14 protein-coding genes and 1 riboswitch are annotated in these 14,012 nt (G+C 62.0%); of the genes, 7 read left to right on the forward strand and 7 right to left on the reverse strand.

What is annotated here, in order from left to right; genetic code table 11:
- Positions 1–15: 15 nt before the first annotated feature.
- The 7 genes from ROSERS_RS05285 to ROSERS_RS05315 form a co-directional block, all read right to left on the reverse strand.
- On the reverse strand, positions 16–1,047 hold the full coding sequence (locus ROSERS_RS05285) for a helix-turn-helix transcriptional regulator (RefSeq protein ID WP_011955788.1): 1,032 nt from the start codon (positions 1,045–1,047) through the stop codon (positions 16–18).
- On the reverse strand, positions 1,044–1,268 hold the full coding sequence (locus ROSERS_RS05290) for a hypothetical protein (RefSeq protein ID WP_041333087.1): 225 nt from the start codon (positions 1,266–1,268) through the stop codon (positions 1,044–1,046). Before ROSERS_RS05290 ends, ROSERS_RS05285 begins: the two co-directional genes overlap by 4 nt.
- Before the next feature lie 114 nt (positions 1,269–1,382).
- On the reverse strand, positions 1,383–2,231 hold the full coding sequence (locus ROSERS_RS05295) for a hypothetical protein (RefSeq protein ID WP_011955789.1): 849 nt from the start codon (positions 2,229–2,231) through the stop codon (positions 1,383–1,385).
- Positions 2,228–2,884 carry a thiaminase II gene (gene tenA / locus ROSERS_RS05300; RefSeq protein WP_011955790.1) on the reverse strand — a complete coding sequence of 219 codons (657 nt, stop codon included), beginning with the start codon at positions 2,882–2,884 and terminating at the stop codon, positions 2,228–2,230. The genes ROSERS_RS05295 and tenA overlap by 4 nt, the downstream gene beginning before the upstream one ends.
- 118 nt (positions 2,885–3,002) lie before the next feature.
- Positions 3,003–3,104, reverse strand: a riboswitch (TPP riboswitch).
- A gap of 78 nt (positions 3,105–3,182) precedes the next feature.
- Entirely contained in the window at positions 3,183–3,977 is a 795-nt protein-coding gene (locus tag ROSERS_RS05305; RefSeq protein ID WP_011955791.1) for a DUF4058 family protein, read from the reverse strand.
- A 69-nt stretch (positions 3,978–4,046) separates the two neighbouring features.
- Entirely contained in the window at positions 4,047–4,841 is a 795-nt protein-coding gene (locus ROSERS_RS05310; RefSeq protein ID WP_011955792.1) for a DUF4058 family protein, read from the reverse strand.
- 69 nt (positions 4,842–4,910) lie between these two features.
- A complete protein-coding gene (locus ROSERS_RS05315; RefSeq protein ID WP_011955793.1) occupies positions 4,911–5,699 on the reverse strand; it encodes a DUF4058 family protein in 789 nt (262 codons plus the stop codon).
- 467 nt (positions 5,700–6,166) lie between these two features.
- Here ROSERS_RS05315 and infC point away from each other — a divergent pair, with 467 nt between their 5' ends.
- The 7 genes from infC to pheT all read left to right on the forward strand — a co-directional run bounded on the left by infC (position 6,167) and on the right by pheT (position 13,944).
- The gene (gene infC / locus ROSERS_RS05320; RefSeq protein WP_011955794.1) at positions 6,167–6,883 is read left to right on the forward strand and encodes a translation initiation factor IF-3; all 717 of its coding nucleotides are present in this window, start codon (positions 6,167–6,169) and stop codon (positions 6,881–6,883) included.
- A 4-nt stretch (positions 6,884–6,887) separates the two neighbouring features.
- Complete coding sequence (rpmI, locus tag ROSERS_RS24760) at positions 6,888–7,100, forward strand: 50S ribosomal protein L35 (RefSeq protein WP_011955795.1); 213 nt, start codon at positions 6,888–6,890, stop codon at positions 7,098–7,100.
- Between the two features lie 35 nt (positions 7,101–7,135).
- Positions 7,136–7,489 (forward strand): 50S ribosomal protein L20, encoded by a 354-nt coding sequence (rplT, locus tag ROSERS_RS05325; RefSeq protein WP_011955796.1) that lies wholly within the window; start codon positions 7,136–7,138, stop codon positions 7,487–7,489.
- Positions 7,486–8,274: a TrmH family RNA methyltransferase gene (locus ROSERS_RS05330; protein ID WP_011955797.1), complete on the forward strand. Its 789-nt coding sequence runs from the start codon at positions 7,486–7,488 to the stop codon at positions 8,272–8,274. Before rplT ends, ROSERS_RS05330 begins: the two co-directional genes overlap by 4 nt.
- 301 nt (positions 8,275–8,575) lie before the next feature.
- A complete protein-coding gene (gene pheS, locus ROSERS_RS05335) occupies positions 8,576–9,619 on the forward strand; it encodes a phenylalanine--tRNA ligase subunit alpha (RefSeq protein ID WP_011955798.1) in 1,044 nt (347 codons plus the stop codon).
- Complete coding sequence (locus tag ROSERS_RS05340; RefSeq protein ID WP_011955799.1) at positions 9,619–11,427, forward strand: glycosyltransferase family 39 protein; 1,809 nt, start codon at positions 9,619–9,621, stop codon at positions 11,425–11,427. The genes pheS and ROSERS_RS05340 overlap by 1 nt, the downstream gene beginning before the upstream one ends.
- Before the next feature lie 9 nt (positions 11,428–11,436).
- The gene (gene pheT, locus ROSERS_RS05345) at positions 11,437–13,944 is read left to right on the forward strand and encodes a phenylalanine--tRNA ligase subunit beta (protein WP_011955800.1); all 2,508 of its coding nucleotides are present in this window, start codon (positions 11,437–11,439) and stop codon (positions 13,942–13,944) included.
- The last annotated feature ends 68 nt before the right edge of the window (positions 13,945–14,012 follow it).

Genomic DNA, 14,012 nt, shown 5'->3' on the forward strand with positions numbered 1-14,012 from the left:
GCGCAGAGGGAACCTTTACCCTTCGGTTGCAGACCCGTACTTTTCCCACAGTCCCTGTGCCGTGCGGCGGAACATCTCGATCAGTTCCGGCGGCGACAGAACCGTGCATGCGTCACCGTAGCGCAGCAGCACCTGACGCGCCTGCCAGAGATTGGTCACGGTGGCAGTCACGGTTGCGCTGCCGTCGTCGTGATACTCGATCTGCGTATTCGGGAAATACGCTGCGACATCACGACGGCGGGCAACAACCGGGAGCAGGTGGTAGCGCAACGGGTAGAAGCGCGGAACGATCCGCTCCGGCGGCAGCATCGTCGGCAGCACCCTGACCGAACCGGGCACGATCCGATCAAGACGGTAGTCGATGGCGGCGTGGATCGTCTCGCCACCGACCGGTTTCACTTCCAGCAGGGTTGCGTCGAGATAGGTATGCCCTTCGGGGCGGAAGAAGATGCCATACGGCGCAACACGATGCTGGCGCGGTGCGTCGATATCGAACGTGCTCCAGTACAGAAAGCGCAATTCGCGGCGCTCATTGATCGCCCGTTTGACGGTGCGCAGCACACCGGGATCGACGCGCGACTCCGGCTGCGCCGGCAGTTGCAATCGCGGCGCAGAGCGCCGGCGCCGCTGCTCTTCCTGACGCTCAACCGGCAGCAGGCGCAGCACCTGATCGAGAAGCTGTCGCACGTTTGCGAGTTCCGGTATCGCTGCGCCGGGCGGAAAACTGGCATCAAGGAAACTGAATGCTTCCAGCGCCTCGTCCGACAGATCGAGCAGCGCCAGTTCTCCCAGGTCTTCGAGCACATACCCGCCGACATCGCGGCGCAGCGTGATGCGGCAACCGTACTCCGTCTTGAGCGCTTTGATGTCATGCCGGAGTGCGACCTGCGCCGCAGCGGGATACCCTTCAGTTCCGAGTTCGCGCTGGATCGCCTCGATGAGTTCTTCAGCAGTTGCCGGACCGCGGAGCAGCAATCGAACCAGGAGCAGACGGCGGCGAAACGTCAGTTGCGAACTGCGCTTGATCCCGCCTCCGTAGCGAGTCATAACGGTTCCTTTCGTGCAATGGCGTGATAGACCATGAGTATAGCACGAGCGGACTGAACGTGATCAACAGCAGCAAGGACAGGCGCTGCCAGGCGGATCAGGCGTTCGAGCGCTACGCCATCATCGTCCCACTGTTCGGTCTGGTTCAACTCCTGCACCAGCGGCATCCAGCATTCGATCAAACGAAGCATTGCGGTATCTTCGGGGGATGGGTTCGACATCGCACGACTCCTTTGCGTACACCAGGACGATCGTCTGCTTTCTATCAGTATACGCCGGGAGTGCGACGCAAATACGTTTTTCTGAATGGAAACCAGCGCGTGTGTGCCGAATGGCTATGCCTGAATCGTCTCCATCACGCGTCGGATCGTTTGTTCCGCCTGGGCGCGATACGTGGCACGCAGCGTTTCCAGATCGGGAAAGGGGCGTTCAATGATAAAAGGAAGGGTGCGAGTCGGTGCGCCAAAGGCGCTGCTGATCGCGGCAAGCGTTTGCGCCTGCCGGCGGGTGACCTTTGCTGGATCGGCATAGAAGTCGAGCAGATGTTCATTCGCACCGAAATCATCGATCACCAGAATCTGATCCGGTTCGATGGCAAGTCCGGCACGCACGCGACTCCAGAACAGCGCACCTTCTTTGTGCGCGCCAAGGTCGGCAGAGTTGGCGAGCGCGACGGTGTGGGGTGGAAGGGAGGCAGACGCGCTCCCATCGATCAACACCCGACCTGATGCATCCGTCTGCAATGCCGCCGCGCGCCATCCCATCGCCGCGATCTGCTGTGCGATATGCGCCGTCGCTTCGGCGTAGTGGTCGGTGGCGATCAGCGGCGCGACGCTGTTCGCCGATTGCAACGCATCGAACAGCGCGCGCCATACCGGGTCGATGACGGAAGCCTGCATATACGCTTGAACGAACTGTTCAGCGCGGCGAAGCGCATCATCGAACGCAACGTGCGGGGGATGCACACGCTGCGCCACCAGGTACGCATACGGGGTGCGCGTCGTGCTTCCGATCTCCCATGTCGGTTTCACGACATCGTTCCAGTAGCGCGCACCATCCACGCCCAATTCCCACAGCCCGGAATGCCGCAGCGCCTGCTCCAGGCGATCCGGCATTCCGAAGCAGACCGCTTCCAGGCTCAGCACCCCGGAAAAGTCCAGCACCAGCAGCGTGCGTTGTGTCATGACGGCAACCAGGCTTCAAGCCGGTACGCGCTATCCCAGAACATCCACTCCAGCCGCGAAGAAGAGACGAAAGCGGCGCGCATCCGCTCTTTCTGCGTCTCCGAGGCGTGATCGGCAATCCTGTCGGTCAGCGCAATGGCGCGATCAACCCATTCGCCGAACTCCTGACCGGCATACGTATCGATCCATTTCTGATAGGGGTTATTCGGCGCTGCGCGCTTGTAAATATCGTGTCCCACTTCGCGGTAGATCCAGAAACAGGGGAGAAGCGCAGCCATCCCTTCCTGGTAACTGCGACAGGCGGTTGTCGCCAGCAGGAAGTTGGTATAGGCGAAGCACGAAGGCGACTGCTGGCGGGTTGGCGTCTCGATCCCAAACTCGTGGAAGTATGACGTGTGCAGCGCACGTTCGACCACTGCCACGCCCTCGGCGAAACGCACGAACTGGAGCAACGCTTCTTCATCGGGAGCGCGTCCAGCCATCGTCGCCAGCGCACGTGCAAAATCGGACAGGTAGAGCGCGTCCTGCTGCATGTAGAATGCAAACTTTTCGCGCGGGAGCGTGCCCTGCGCCAGTTCCTCATTGAACGGGTGCCGGATGATCGCCTGGTAGATGTCGGTGATTGACGACCAGAGCGTTTCGGTGAAGCGCATCGCGTTCCCTCCTTTTTGCGCAAACTGTGAAAAGGTTTGACCGTGTTTCCGTCGGGGAACGCACAATGGAGAGGCTGCGCACCGTGAAGGAGATGAAAACGGCGACCGGCAGAAGAAGCCGATGACCGGTTCCGATTTCCTACGCCGGCATTACCCGGATCAGGTGCGAAGGGTAACTTCTCAGCCTCGCTCTGTCAGCGAAGCGCCCCTACGGAACGGTATGGAGTATACGCATGATGACAGCGACTGTCAAGACGCTGTGCAACATTCCTGTCGGATGCTGGCAGGATTGAGAGGACTACGGACGCAATCCGCGGGCGCGCAGATGGGCATCGAGCCAGGCGGCTTCGTCCGGCGTCAGGTCGGGAGGCGGCGGCGGTTGGCGGTAATCGATCCGCAGATCGTAGCGCGCATTGCGATACACCTGGTGCAGCAGTTGGGTGAGCGGCAGCGGCGTATCCGGGTCGGGGCGACGCAGCGGCACGGGAACGGTGGGCAGCGGTCGGTCGAGCGGGCAAACCCAGATATCGACGGCGGGCCAGCGTTCGGCGCGACTGAGGAAGACGAAGTAAGGCGCGGGAGGGAGCGGGTCGGGGCGCGCCAGGCGCGGACGCCGACCGCCGCGCAGCAGGTCGATTTCGAGCAAATGGACGCCGCTGCGAAACAGGTCCTGCCGCTTCTGCTCGTAAGCGTCGGCGCCGTCAGGCGTGGGGCGCTTGTTGGCCGGGGAGAGGAGTTCGATGGCAGTGACGAGGGTCTCATCGGCGACGGCGCGGAGTTCGACGCGGGCATAGCGGGTGGGAATGTCGAGGAGCGCCGCGCCGGTGAGCGACGGGGCGTCGACGGCGGCGGGCAGGACGGCGACGGCGGCAGGGTCGCGTTCATAGACGCCGACATCGGGAACGAGCGCACGGCGCGGGGCGGCGATCTCAATCTGCTCAAGCGCGACGTAGGGCGTGATCTGCGCAATGTACCCCGGCGCAATCCGCGCCTGAAGATAGTCGCGTATAGCAGTAATCAGCCCGATATGGACATCGGGCCACAGGCTTGATCGCTCCAGATACGGATCCATCCCCGGAAACGGCGGTTCCATACGCACCTCCTGCTGCGTTATGATACCACGCTCCGCCCGCTCGCGCATTGCCGACGAAGGGCAGGTTGGCTACGGACGCAAGCCGCAGGCGCGCAGATGGGCATCGAGCCAGGCGGCTTCGTCCGGCGTCAGGTCGGGAGGCGGCGGCGGTTGGCGGTAATCGATCCGCAGATCGTAGCGCGCATTGCGATACACCTGGTGCAGCAGTTGGGTGAGCGGCAGCGGCGTATCCGGGTCGGGGCGACGCAGCGGCACGGGAACGGTGGGCAGCGGTCGGTCGAGCGGGCAAACCCAGATATCGACGGCGGGCCAGCGTTCGGCGCGACTGAGGAAGACGAAGTAAGGCGCGGGAGGGAGCGGGTCGGGGCGCGCCAGGCGCGGACGCCGACCGCCGCGCAGCAGGTCGATTTCGAGCAGATGGACGCCGCTGCGAAACAGGTCCTGCCGCTTCTGCTCGTAAGCGTCGGCGCCGTCGGGAGTAGGGCGCTTGTTGGCGGGGGAGAGAAGTTCGATGGCGGTGACGAGGGTCTCATCGGCGACGGCGCGGATTTCGACACGGGCATAGCGAGTAGGAATGTCGAGGAGCGCCGCGCCGGTGAGCGACGGGGCGTCGATGGCGGCGGGCAGGACGGCGACGGCGGCAGGGTCGCGTTCATAGACGCCGACATCGGGGACGAGCGCACGGCGCGGGGCGGCGATCTCAATCTGCTCCAGCGCAACATAGGGGGCGATCTGCGCAATGTACCCCGGCGCGATCCGCGCCTGAAGATAGTCACAGATGGCGCTGATGATCCGATGGTGAACATCGGGCCACAGGCTTGATCGTTCCAGATACGGATCCATCCCCGGAAACGGCGGTTCCATACGCGCCTCCTGCTGCGTTATGATACCACGCTCTACCGGCTCGCGCATCGCCGACGAAGGGCAGGTCGGTTACGGACGCAAGCCGCAGGCGCGCAGATGGGCATCGAGCCAGGCGGCTTCGTCCGGCGTCAGGTCGGGGGGCGGCGGCGGTTGGCGGTAATCGATCTCAAGATCGTAGCGCGCTCGACGATAGGTTTCGCGGATTGCCGCACCAATATCGAGGCGCACATCAGGATCGGGCGCCTGCAACGGAACCGGTACTGGCGTCATCGGCGTGCGCAGCGACAGGGGCCAGATGTCGATATACGGGCGGCGCTGCACACGACTGAGGAAGATGAAATACGACGCTTCAGGCAATGGGCGTGCAACCTGTGGACGCTTACCGCCGCGCAACAGGTCGATTTCGAGGAGGTGCGCCGTGCTAAAAAAAATCTCCTGGCGTTTTTTCTCGTAAGCGTCGGCGCCATCGAGGCCAGGGCGCTTGTTCGCCGGGGAGAGGAGTTCAATCGCAGTAACCAGCGTCTGATCGCGTACCGTGCGAATCTCAATGCGACCATACTCGACCGGAACGAGCATTGCTGCCGGCGGACTCAGCGGGGCTTCTTCGACCACGGCAACGCCTGTGTACGGCAGGTTGAGATGATCACGATCAAGAACCGCAACATCCGGTGCAATCTTGCGCACCGGCGCGATCTCGACGCTCTCGAAGGCGACGTATGGCGTAATAACCGCCCGGTAGCGCGGTGGAAGTTGCTCCTGAATCTGGTCGCAGAAAACCGTAATCAGGCGATGATGAACATCGGGCCATAAGCCGGGATCTTCAAGATACGGATCCATCCCCGGAAACGGCGGTTCCATACGCGCCTCCTGTGTGGTGCAAGTTCCATGATAACACAGACGCGTATACTATAGCAGTTCCCATTGAGGTTGAACCAATTGGACCGGGTTGAACACTCCCAGAATCGCGCTCCCGACACGGTGACCGAAATGATGAAGATTGAAAATTAAATCCGCTATACTGCGCTAGCCGTGGGGCTGAAGCCCTCGGCTAACCAGGGCAAAGCCCGCCTGCGCGGGCTACACCGGATTATTTATTCAAAGACCATAATTTCGGTCTACGCTCTGCCGGAAACGGGCATCTCACGCGACACGGCGGATAGGAACAATGGTCAATGTATCTGAGAAATGCTATAAAAAAGTAATCCTGACTACAGCAGCGCAGCAGGCGTAGCATGGATGGAAATCTCTGCGCGCCCGGCGCCTCTGCGGTGCGCTTTTGCGGCAAAGGACTCACTGCGCATGTCGATTGACGAAATCGCGTTGGGATGCTATACTTACCTTCACATCGCGTCTTTTCGGCGCGGTTTGTTTTCTGTTGCTGTCACGATTTTGAAAGGAGCGCTGCAATTAGAGACCGGCTTCGTATCAACAATCGCATTCGCGCCCGCGAAGTGCGCTTGATTGATGAAAACGGCGCGCAGATCGGCATTGTGTCGATCCGCGACGCGCTATCCATGGCGGAAGAGCGCGGGCTTGATCTGGTCGAAGTTGCGCCAAACGCCGTCCCGCCCGTCTGTCGCATTCTGGATTACGGCAAATTTCGCTACGAGCAATCGAAGAAAGAGCGCGAGGCGCGCAAGAACCAGAAGCAGGTGGAGGTCAAGCAGATCCGACTGGAACCGAAGACTGATGATCACGATCTTGAAGTCAAAGCCAAACAGGCGCGGCGATTTCTCCTGGAAGGCGACAAAGTCAAGTTCAATCTGCGGTTCCGCGGGCGCGAGATCTTTCATCAGGAGATTGGGCTGGAAATGCTGGAACGCATGGCGGAGGAACTGCGCGACATCTCGGTCGTCGAGCAGCGGCCAACGATGGAAGGGCGCGTGTTGACATTATTACTTGCGCCGAATCAGAAAGCCAAAACGCAGGCGCAGCGCGAACGGCAGCAGCAGACATCTCGCAGTACAACGTCATCGGTAGCGAAGGTCAGCGCGCCCGCGTCTGATGCAGCGCCCGACGATCAGGCTGACGAAGAGGATTGAACGCATGCCCAAAATGAAAACCCATAAAGGCGCGGCGAAGCGGTTCCGGTTGACTGGCTCAGGCAAGATGGTTCGCACTGCCGGTCGTCGTGGTCACTTCCGTCGCCGTATGTCGTTGCGCATTTTGCAACACCTTGATCGAACGTTCGAAGTGCATAAGAGTGTTCAGCGCCGCCTGCGCCGTGCGTTGCCGTACATTGCGAAGCATAGCCGGTAAAGGGAGCGCCTGTTAGTATATAAGGATCAGGTTGTATGGCTCGCGTCAAACGTGGCGTCATGGTGCGTAAGCGCCACAAAAAGTTGCTCGAACAGGCAAAAGGGTATCGCGGCAGTCGCAGTCGCCGCGTCAAGGTGGCGCGCGAAACGGTGATGAAGGCGCTCTGGTATGCCTATCGCGACCGGCGCAACCGCAAGCGTGATTTTCGCCGCCTCTGGATTGTGCGTATCAATGCCGCCGCCCGAATGCACGGCATGTCGTATAGCCGCTTTATGAACGGTCTCAAGCGCGCTGGCATCGATCTTGATCGCAAGATTCTCGCCGATATGGCGGTGCGCGACCCGGCGGCGTTTAGCCGCGTCGTCGAACAGGCGCGACAGGCGGTGTGATTACCAGTCCGGCGAATCAGCACGTTAAGCGTATCCGCTCGCTGGCTTCCGATCGTCACGAACGCCGCCGCGAGCGGATGCTTGTGCTTGAAGGGGTGCGCCTGGTCGCCGATGCGCTCGAGAGTGGCGCCACACTGACCCTGACGCTCTATGCGCCGGATCAGTTGCAACTCACGCCAGCAGGCGCAGCGCTGTTGCAAAAGTTGCGCTACCTGCCCGCCAGTTATGAGGCGACGCCGCAGGTGGTCGCTGCGGCGTCGGATACCGTTCATCCGCAGGGTGTTGTGGCGCTGGCTTCGTGGCCCCATGTCGCGCCTGGCAAACCCGGCTTATTGCTGGTGATCGACGCTGTGCAGGACCCCGGCAATCTGGGAACGTTGCTGCGCAGCGCTGAAGCGGTCGGCGTGGCGCAGGTGCTGTGCAGTGTCGGAACGGTCGATCTCTATGCGCCGAAAGTGGTGCGCAGCGCAATGGGGGCGCACTTCCGCCTGGCGATGGAACAGGATTTGTCGTGGGACGCGATCGGTGAGCGCCTGGCGTCGGTTGATCACGTGTATGCCGCCGATCCGGAGGCGCGTATGCCCTACTACGCCGCCGACTGGCGTCAACCATCGGCGCTGCTGGTCGGGAATGAAGCGCACGGCTTGAGCGATGCAGCGCGTCGTCTGGCGACGAAGCAGATTGCCATCCCGATGCGCGGCGGAACCGAATCGCTCAATGTTGCAGTCGCGGCGAGCGTGATACTTTTCGAGGCGCTGCGACAGCGTACTCTGGGACGCAGTTAGTACTGACAGGGCTGTGACGAAGCGAGTAGGCGGGTGAGAGCGGACAGAGAGCGAGGGCCAAAGGGTGGAAGCCGTCGCCGTGACTCCCCGCTGAAGTTCCCTTCTGAGCCGCGATGGGGAAAGGAAGTGGAGACTGCCTGGTCTCCGCAGGCGCCGAGTAGTCATCGCCGGTTGCCCGCCGTTAGCAGGGCTATGAGGGTAGGGTCGCGCTACGCGCCTCTGCCGAATCAGGGTGGTACCACGGGCCACGCCTCGTCCCTGGCGAGTGCGTGGTTTTTTGTTGAACGCGGAGGATACGAGGATGTCGCTGATCGATCAGTTGAACCAACTCGAATACGAAGCCCTCGCAGCGCTGGAACAGATCGCCGATCTGACCGCGCTTGCGGAGTGGAAGAGTGCGTACCTGGGCAAACAGGGCGCGCTTTCTCGCCTGAGCCGCGGACTCGGTGCGCTTCCGGCGGAAGAACGTCCGGTCGCTGGCGCACGCTTCAATGCTGCGCGCGCGACGCTCGAACAGGCGCTCGAACGCGCCGAGGCGCAGTTAAAGCGTATTGCCCGTCAGCATGCCTTCGAAGCCGACCAGGTCGATGTTACCCTCCCCGGTCGTGCGCCTGCCGTTGGTCGGTTGCATCCGACCACCCAGATGCTCCGCACCATCTACGGCATTTTGGGTGAGATGGGATTCCAGGTCTGGGAAAGCCCGGAAGTCGAAACCGATGAGTTCAACTTTCAGTTGCTCAACATGCCGCCCGACCATCCGGCGCGTGATATGTGGGATACGTTCTATGTCGAAACGGCGCCCGGCGAGCCGACGCTGCTGCTCCGCACCCACACGTCTCCAGGGCAGATCTATGCGATGCGCGCCAATGCGCCCAATCCGGTGCGCGCGATTCTGCCCGGCAAATGCTACCGCTACGAACAGGTGACCGCACGCCACGAGATGCAGTTTTATCAGGTGGAAGGGATTGCAATCGGGGAGCAGATTTCTTTTTCGGACTTGAAGGGCACGCTGGTGGCGTTTGCTGAACGACTGTACGGCAAAGGAGTGAAAACGCGCTTCCGTCCCAGTTACTTCCCATTCACCGAGCCGAGCGTCGAGTTCGACATCGAATGTTTTCTGTGCGGCGGTGCAGGATGTCGCGTGTGCAAGCAGTCGGGCTGGCTCGAAATCCTTGGGGCGGGGATGATCCATCCAGTTGTGCTGCGCAACGGCGGGTATGACCCCGATACGGTCAGCGGCTTCGCGTTCGGCATGGGACCGGAGCGGATGGCGATGCTGCGCTATGGCATCGATGATATTCGCTGGTTCTTCAGCGGTGATGAACGGTTCTTGCAACAATTCTGATGAATGCCTCGTCGCCGCTCATCGCATTGGTTGGGTTATTTCTGGCGCTGTGTGTGGTGTACAACGCCGTGACGCCGCTCGGTGAGGGACCGGACGAGCCGGGGCATGCGGCGTATGTGTTCTTTCTGGCGCGCGAGGGGCGTCTGCCGGTGCAATGTTCGCCGCCCTGCGCCAGTGATGTGCCAGGATCGGGGCATCATCCGCCGCTTGCATATCTGCTGGCGATGCCTGCGGCGCTCTGGTTGCCGCCAACGCTGCGTACCTTCGATCTGCCCGGTAATCCACGCTTTACCTGGGCAGGCGGCGATCAGGTGAACGCGGTGGCGCACGGGAGCCGCGAACAGTGGCCCTGGGACGCACAGGTGTGGTCCTGGCGATTGGCGCGCCTGGCGTCGAGTCTGGCCGGCGCGGCGACGATCATCTTTACCTGTCTGGCGGCGGATGCGCTGCATCGTCGCCTGAACAACGATCCGGCGCGTGGGAACAGCGACCAGAAGGCGCTGCTGGCAGCCGCACTGGTTGCGTTCAACCCGCAGTTCATCTTCACATCGTCGCTGGTGACGAATGATGCGCTGCTGGCGGCGCTCGGCGCGGCGCTTCTCTGGCTGTTCATCAGCAGTCCGCGGTCGCTGCCGCATACGGCGCTGATCGGAACGATCCTGGGAATGGCGCTGATCACCAAACAGAGTGCGCTGCTCTTTCTACCGCTTGCGCTTGCCTGGTGCGCAACCGGCGGCGTCCGGCAACGATGCGCAGCCGCGATCCCGGTTCCTGCTGCGCTGCTGGTGGTTACTGGCGTCGCAGGACTGGTTGGCGGTTGGTGGTATGTGCGCAACTGGATTCTGTACGGCGATCCGCTCGGTTTGCAGGCGTTTCGGGTGGAGTTCACAACGCAGGCGTTCGAGGTGACCAACCCGGCAGCCTGGACAGGTGCGCTGACGACCCTGCATGAATCGTTCTGGGCGCGCTTCGGCTGGATGAACCTGCCAGCGCCAGCATGGACGATGCTGGTCTATACGCTGGTGATCGCGGCAGCGGCTGCCGGGTGGATACGACGTTCGATCCGACCGCACCAGATAACGTGCGCATGGAACTGGCAGCTTGCGGCGTTGCCGCTGCTGGCGTTCCTGTGGGTGGTGAGTTTCGCTCTGACCGCCGGGCTGGTTGCCTGGCAGGGACGGATGCTCTTTCCTGCGCTGGCAGCGATTGCGATCCTGATTGCGTGTGGTCTGGGAGTGTGGATCCGTGGCCGTGTACTGACGCTCACGATCATTATCGGAATGGCGGGACTGGCCGCCTGGCTGCCGTTCGGTGTCATTCAACCGGCGTATCCACGGCAGACCCTTGCGGCAGAAGCGGCGCGCAACTGGGAAGGTATCGACACCTATGCGCGGTTTGCCCGTTCGACCGAACCCGGTGCCGTCATTCGCCGCTGGCGGATCGACGGAACGCCGCGCCCTGGCGCAACCATCGAAGTGGCGCTGCTGTGGCACGCACGCTCACGCCAGGATCGCGACTGGTGGACATTCGTTCACCTGGTCGATGACAACCGACGGATTGTCGCCGAGGATAACCGCGAACCACGCGACGGCGCGTACCCGATGTCGCAATGGGTTGCTGGCGATTGGGTGGAGGCGCGCTACACGCTCGCCATTCCCGCCGATCTGCCGCCCGGATCATATGCGCTCTGGGTTGGGTTGTGGGACCCGGCGACCGGACGGCGCGCTGCGTTCTTCGATGATGATAATGTCTACGACCCTGATAGTGATCATGTCGTGCTCACCACACTGGTTATCACCGGACAATAAGGAGTTCATATGCGCGTTCCATTGTCATGGCTGAAAGAGTTCGTCGATATTACCCTGCCGGTAGAAGAACTCGCCGAACGCCTGACCCGCGCAGGGTTGGAGTGTGAGGGGATCGAACGGATCGGCGTCGAGGGCGCCGATCTGCCGTGGGACCCGGAGAGAATCGTCATCGGCAGGATTCTCGAAGTCCGGCAGCATCCAAATGCGGATCGGCTTGTGCTGGCCGATGTCGATTATGGCGCCGATGCCCCGCATACGGTTGTCACCGGAGCGCCCAATCTGTTCCCTTACAAAGACAAGGGGCGATTGTCGCAACCGCTGAAGGGCGTATTCGCGCGCGAAGGCGCTGAACTGTACGACGGTCACGCCGAAGGGTGGGTGAAAACGCGACTGAAAGGTCGTCCGGTGCGTGGCATTATGTCCGACGCCATGCTCTGTTCAGAGAAAGAGTTAGGGCTTTCCGAAGATCACGAAGGTATTCTGATCCTGCCGGACGATGCGCCGGTCGGTATGCCGTTGCGCGATTATCTCGGCGATGTGGTGCTGAAGTTCGATGTCCTGCCGAACATGGCGCGTTGTCTGTCGATTGTCGGCGTGGCGCGCGAGGTGGCTGCGCTGACCGGCGTGCCCTTACGGATGCCGGAGATGCACGTCGTCGAGGATGGTCCTCCCATCGAGGGGCGCGTCCGGGTGACGATCGAAGAACCTGACCTCTGCCCGCGTTTTACAGCGACCCTGATCGAGGGGGTCACCATCGGACCATCGCCGCTCTGGATGCAGCGCCGCCTGACGATGGCTGGCATGCGCCCGATCAACAACATTGTGGACATCAGCAACTATGTGATGCTCGAACTCGGCGGTCCGAACCATATGTTCGACGCGGATCGCGTGGCGGAACAGCACCTGATCATTCGCCTGGCGCGCCCCGGCGAGCGTCTGGTCACGCTCGACGGCAAGGAGCATAACCTGGATGCTTCAGTTGGCGGCGGAATGCTGCCGTTGCTGGTGTGTGACCCGCAGGGACCCCTGAGTCTGGCGGGTGTGATGGGCGGCGCATCGAGCGAAGTCAGTTCAACAACGACCCGTATATTGCTGGAAGTCGCGGTGTGGGATCCGACGATCATCCGGCGGATGGGGACTGCGTTGCGGGCGCGTTCAGAGGCGTCGAAACGGTTCGAGCGCGGTGTGGATTACGAATTGCCGCCGCTGGTGCAGCGTCGTGCGCTCTCGTTGCTGCAACGAATTGCTGGCGGCAGAGTAGCGCAGGGCATGGTGGACAACTATCCGCGTCCGTGGAAACCGGTGGTTCTCGACCTGACGCCGCGCGAGGTGCGCCGCATCGTTGGCGTCTCGCTCAGCGCCGCCGAGATCGCCGACCTGCTGCGACCGCTGGGGTTCGCCTGCGATCTGATCGACGATGGTGCGGCAGTGCGGGTGACCGCACCAGGTTTCCGGCGTGATGTCACGATGCTTGCCGACCTCTGCGAGGAGGTGGCGCGCATGTACGGGTACGACCGTATTCCGCTCACGCTGATGGCGGATGTGCTCCCTGAGCAGCGCAACAACCCATCGCTCGAACTGGAACTGCGTGTGCGTGATCTGCTGGCCGGGGCAGGGCTGGATGAGGCAATGACCTATTCGCTGACCAGTATGGCGGCAGTCGCAAAGATCAATCCAGCTGATGCCGATGCGTCGCTCTATCTGCGTCTGGCGAACCCATTGACGCCGGAGCGCGAATATCTGCGCCGGTCGCTGCTGCCGACGCTTCTGGAGGCGCTGGCGCAGAATCTGCGGGAACGCGAACGGACGTTGCTGTTCGAGATCGGGCGCGTGTACCTGAAGCGCGCACCCGGAAGCGGCGAAGTGCGACCGGAAGAACCGCGTCGTCTGGCGCTGGCGCTGGCGGGAAGGCGCTATGAACGTTCGTGGCATACGCCCGACGAGACGGTGATGGATTTCTTCGATCTGAAGGGGATTGTCGAGATGCTCCTGGCGCGCCTGAACATTGCCGATGTCCGCTTCGTGGCGTTGACCGACGATCCACGGTTTCATCCGGGGCGCGCGGCGCGGCTCGAACGCGATGGGCGTGTGATCGGCGTCATTGGCGAAGTGCACCCCGATGTTTGTGAGCGCCTGGAGATCGCCGCGCCGCGCGCGATGGCGGCTGAACTCGATCTGGACCTGATCGGCGAACTGGTCGAACCGGTGCGCTACCGCGCAATCTCACGCTATCCCGCCACAACCAACGATCTCGCGCTGGTGACATCGGTCGGTGTGCCAGCGGAACAGGTCACTCGCACGATTCGCAAATATGCTGGCGCGCTGCTTGAGTCGCTCACACTCTTCGATGTGTATACAGGTGAGCAGGTAGGGGCAGGTAAACGCAGCCTCGCCTATCGCCTGGTATTCCGCGCTCCTGACCGCACCCTGAATGATGCTGAGGTTGCCCGGATCCGGCAGAAAATCGTGCGTGGTCTGGAACACGACCTCGACGCCACGATTCGGGGGGAGGGTTGAGCGTTTTCTGCATTCCCGTGCGCTGGCGCTCCTCATCCCCCTAACCCCCTTCTCCCACGAGGGTTCAA

The organism is Roseiflexus sp. RS-1 (assembly GCF_000016665.1).
Taxonomy (GTDB): Bacteria; Chloroflexota; Chloroflexia; order Chloroflexales; family Roseiflexaceae; genus Roseiflexus.

What these genes read in the sequence shown, in the direction of transcription:
- ROSERS_RS05305 (WP_011955791.1), bottom strand. Translation starts at nt 3,977, where the DNA reads ATGGAACCGCCGTTTCCGGGGATGGATCCGTATCTGGAGCGATCAAGC.
- ROSERS_RS05310 (WP_011955792.1), bottom strand. Translation starts at nt 4,841, where the DNA reads ATGGAACCGCCGTTTCCGGGGATGGATCCGTATCTGGAACGATCAAGC.
- infC (WP_011955794.1), top strand. Translation starts at nt 6,167, where the DNA reads ATGCTATACTTACCTTCACATCGCGTCTTTTCGGCGCGGTTTGTTTTC.
- ROSERS_RS05285 (WP_011955788.1), bottom strand. Translation starts at nt 1,047, where the DNA reads ATGACTCGCTACGGAGGCGGGATCAAGCGCAGTTCGCAACTGACGTTT.
- tenA (WP_011955790.1), bottom strand. Translation starts at nt 2,884, where the DNA reads ATGCGCTTCACCGAAACGCTCTGGTCGTCAATCACCGACATCTACCAG.
- ROSERS_RS05340 (WP_011955799.1), top strand. Translation starts at nt 9,619, where the DNA reads ATGAATGCCTCGTCGCCGCTCATCGCATTGGTTGGGTTATTTCTGGCG.
- ROSERS_RS05290 (WP_041333087.1), bottom strand. Translation starts at nt 1,268, where the DNA reads ATGTCGAACCCATCCCCCGAAGATACCGCAATGCTTCGTTTGATCGAA.
- ROSERS_RS05315 (WP_011955793.1), bottom strand. Translation starts at nt 5,699, where the DNA reads ATGGAACCGCCGTTTCCGGGGATGGATCCGTATCTTGAAGATCCCGGC.
- pheT (WP_011955800.1), top strand. Translation starts at nt 11,437, where the DNA reads ATGCGCGTTCCATTGTCATGGCTGAAAGAGTTCGTCGATATTACCCTG.
- pheS (WP_011955798.1), top strand. Translation starts at nt 8,576, where the DNA reads ATGTCGCTGATCGATCAGTTGAACCAACTCGAATACGAAGCCCTCGCA.
- ROSERS_RS05295 (WP_011955789.1), bottom strand. Translation starts at nt 2,231, where the DNA reads ATGACACAACGCACGCTGCTGGTGCTGGACTTTTCCGGGGTGCTGAGC.
- rpmI (WP_011955795.1), top strand. Translation starts at nt 6,888, where the DNA reads ATGCCCAAAATGAAAACCCATAAAGGCGCGGCGAAGCGGTTCCGGTTG.
- rplT (WP_011955796.1), top strand. Translation starts at nt 7,136, where the DNA reads ATGGCTCGCGTCAAACGTGGCGTCATGGTGCGTAAGCGCCACAAAAAG.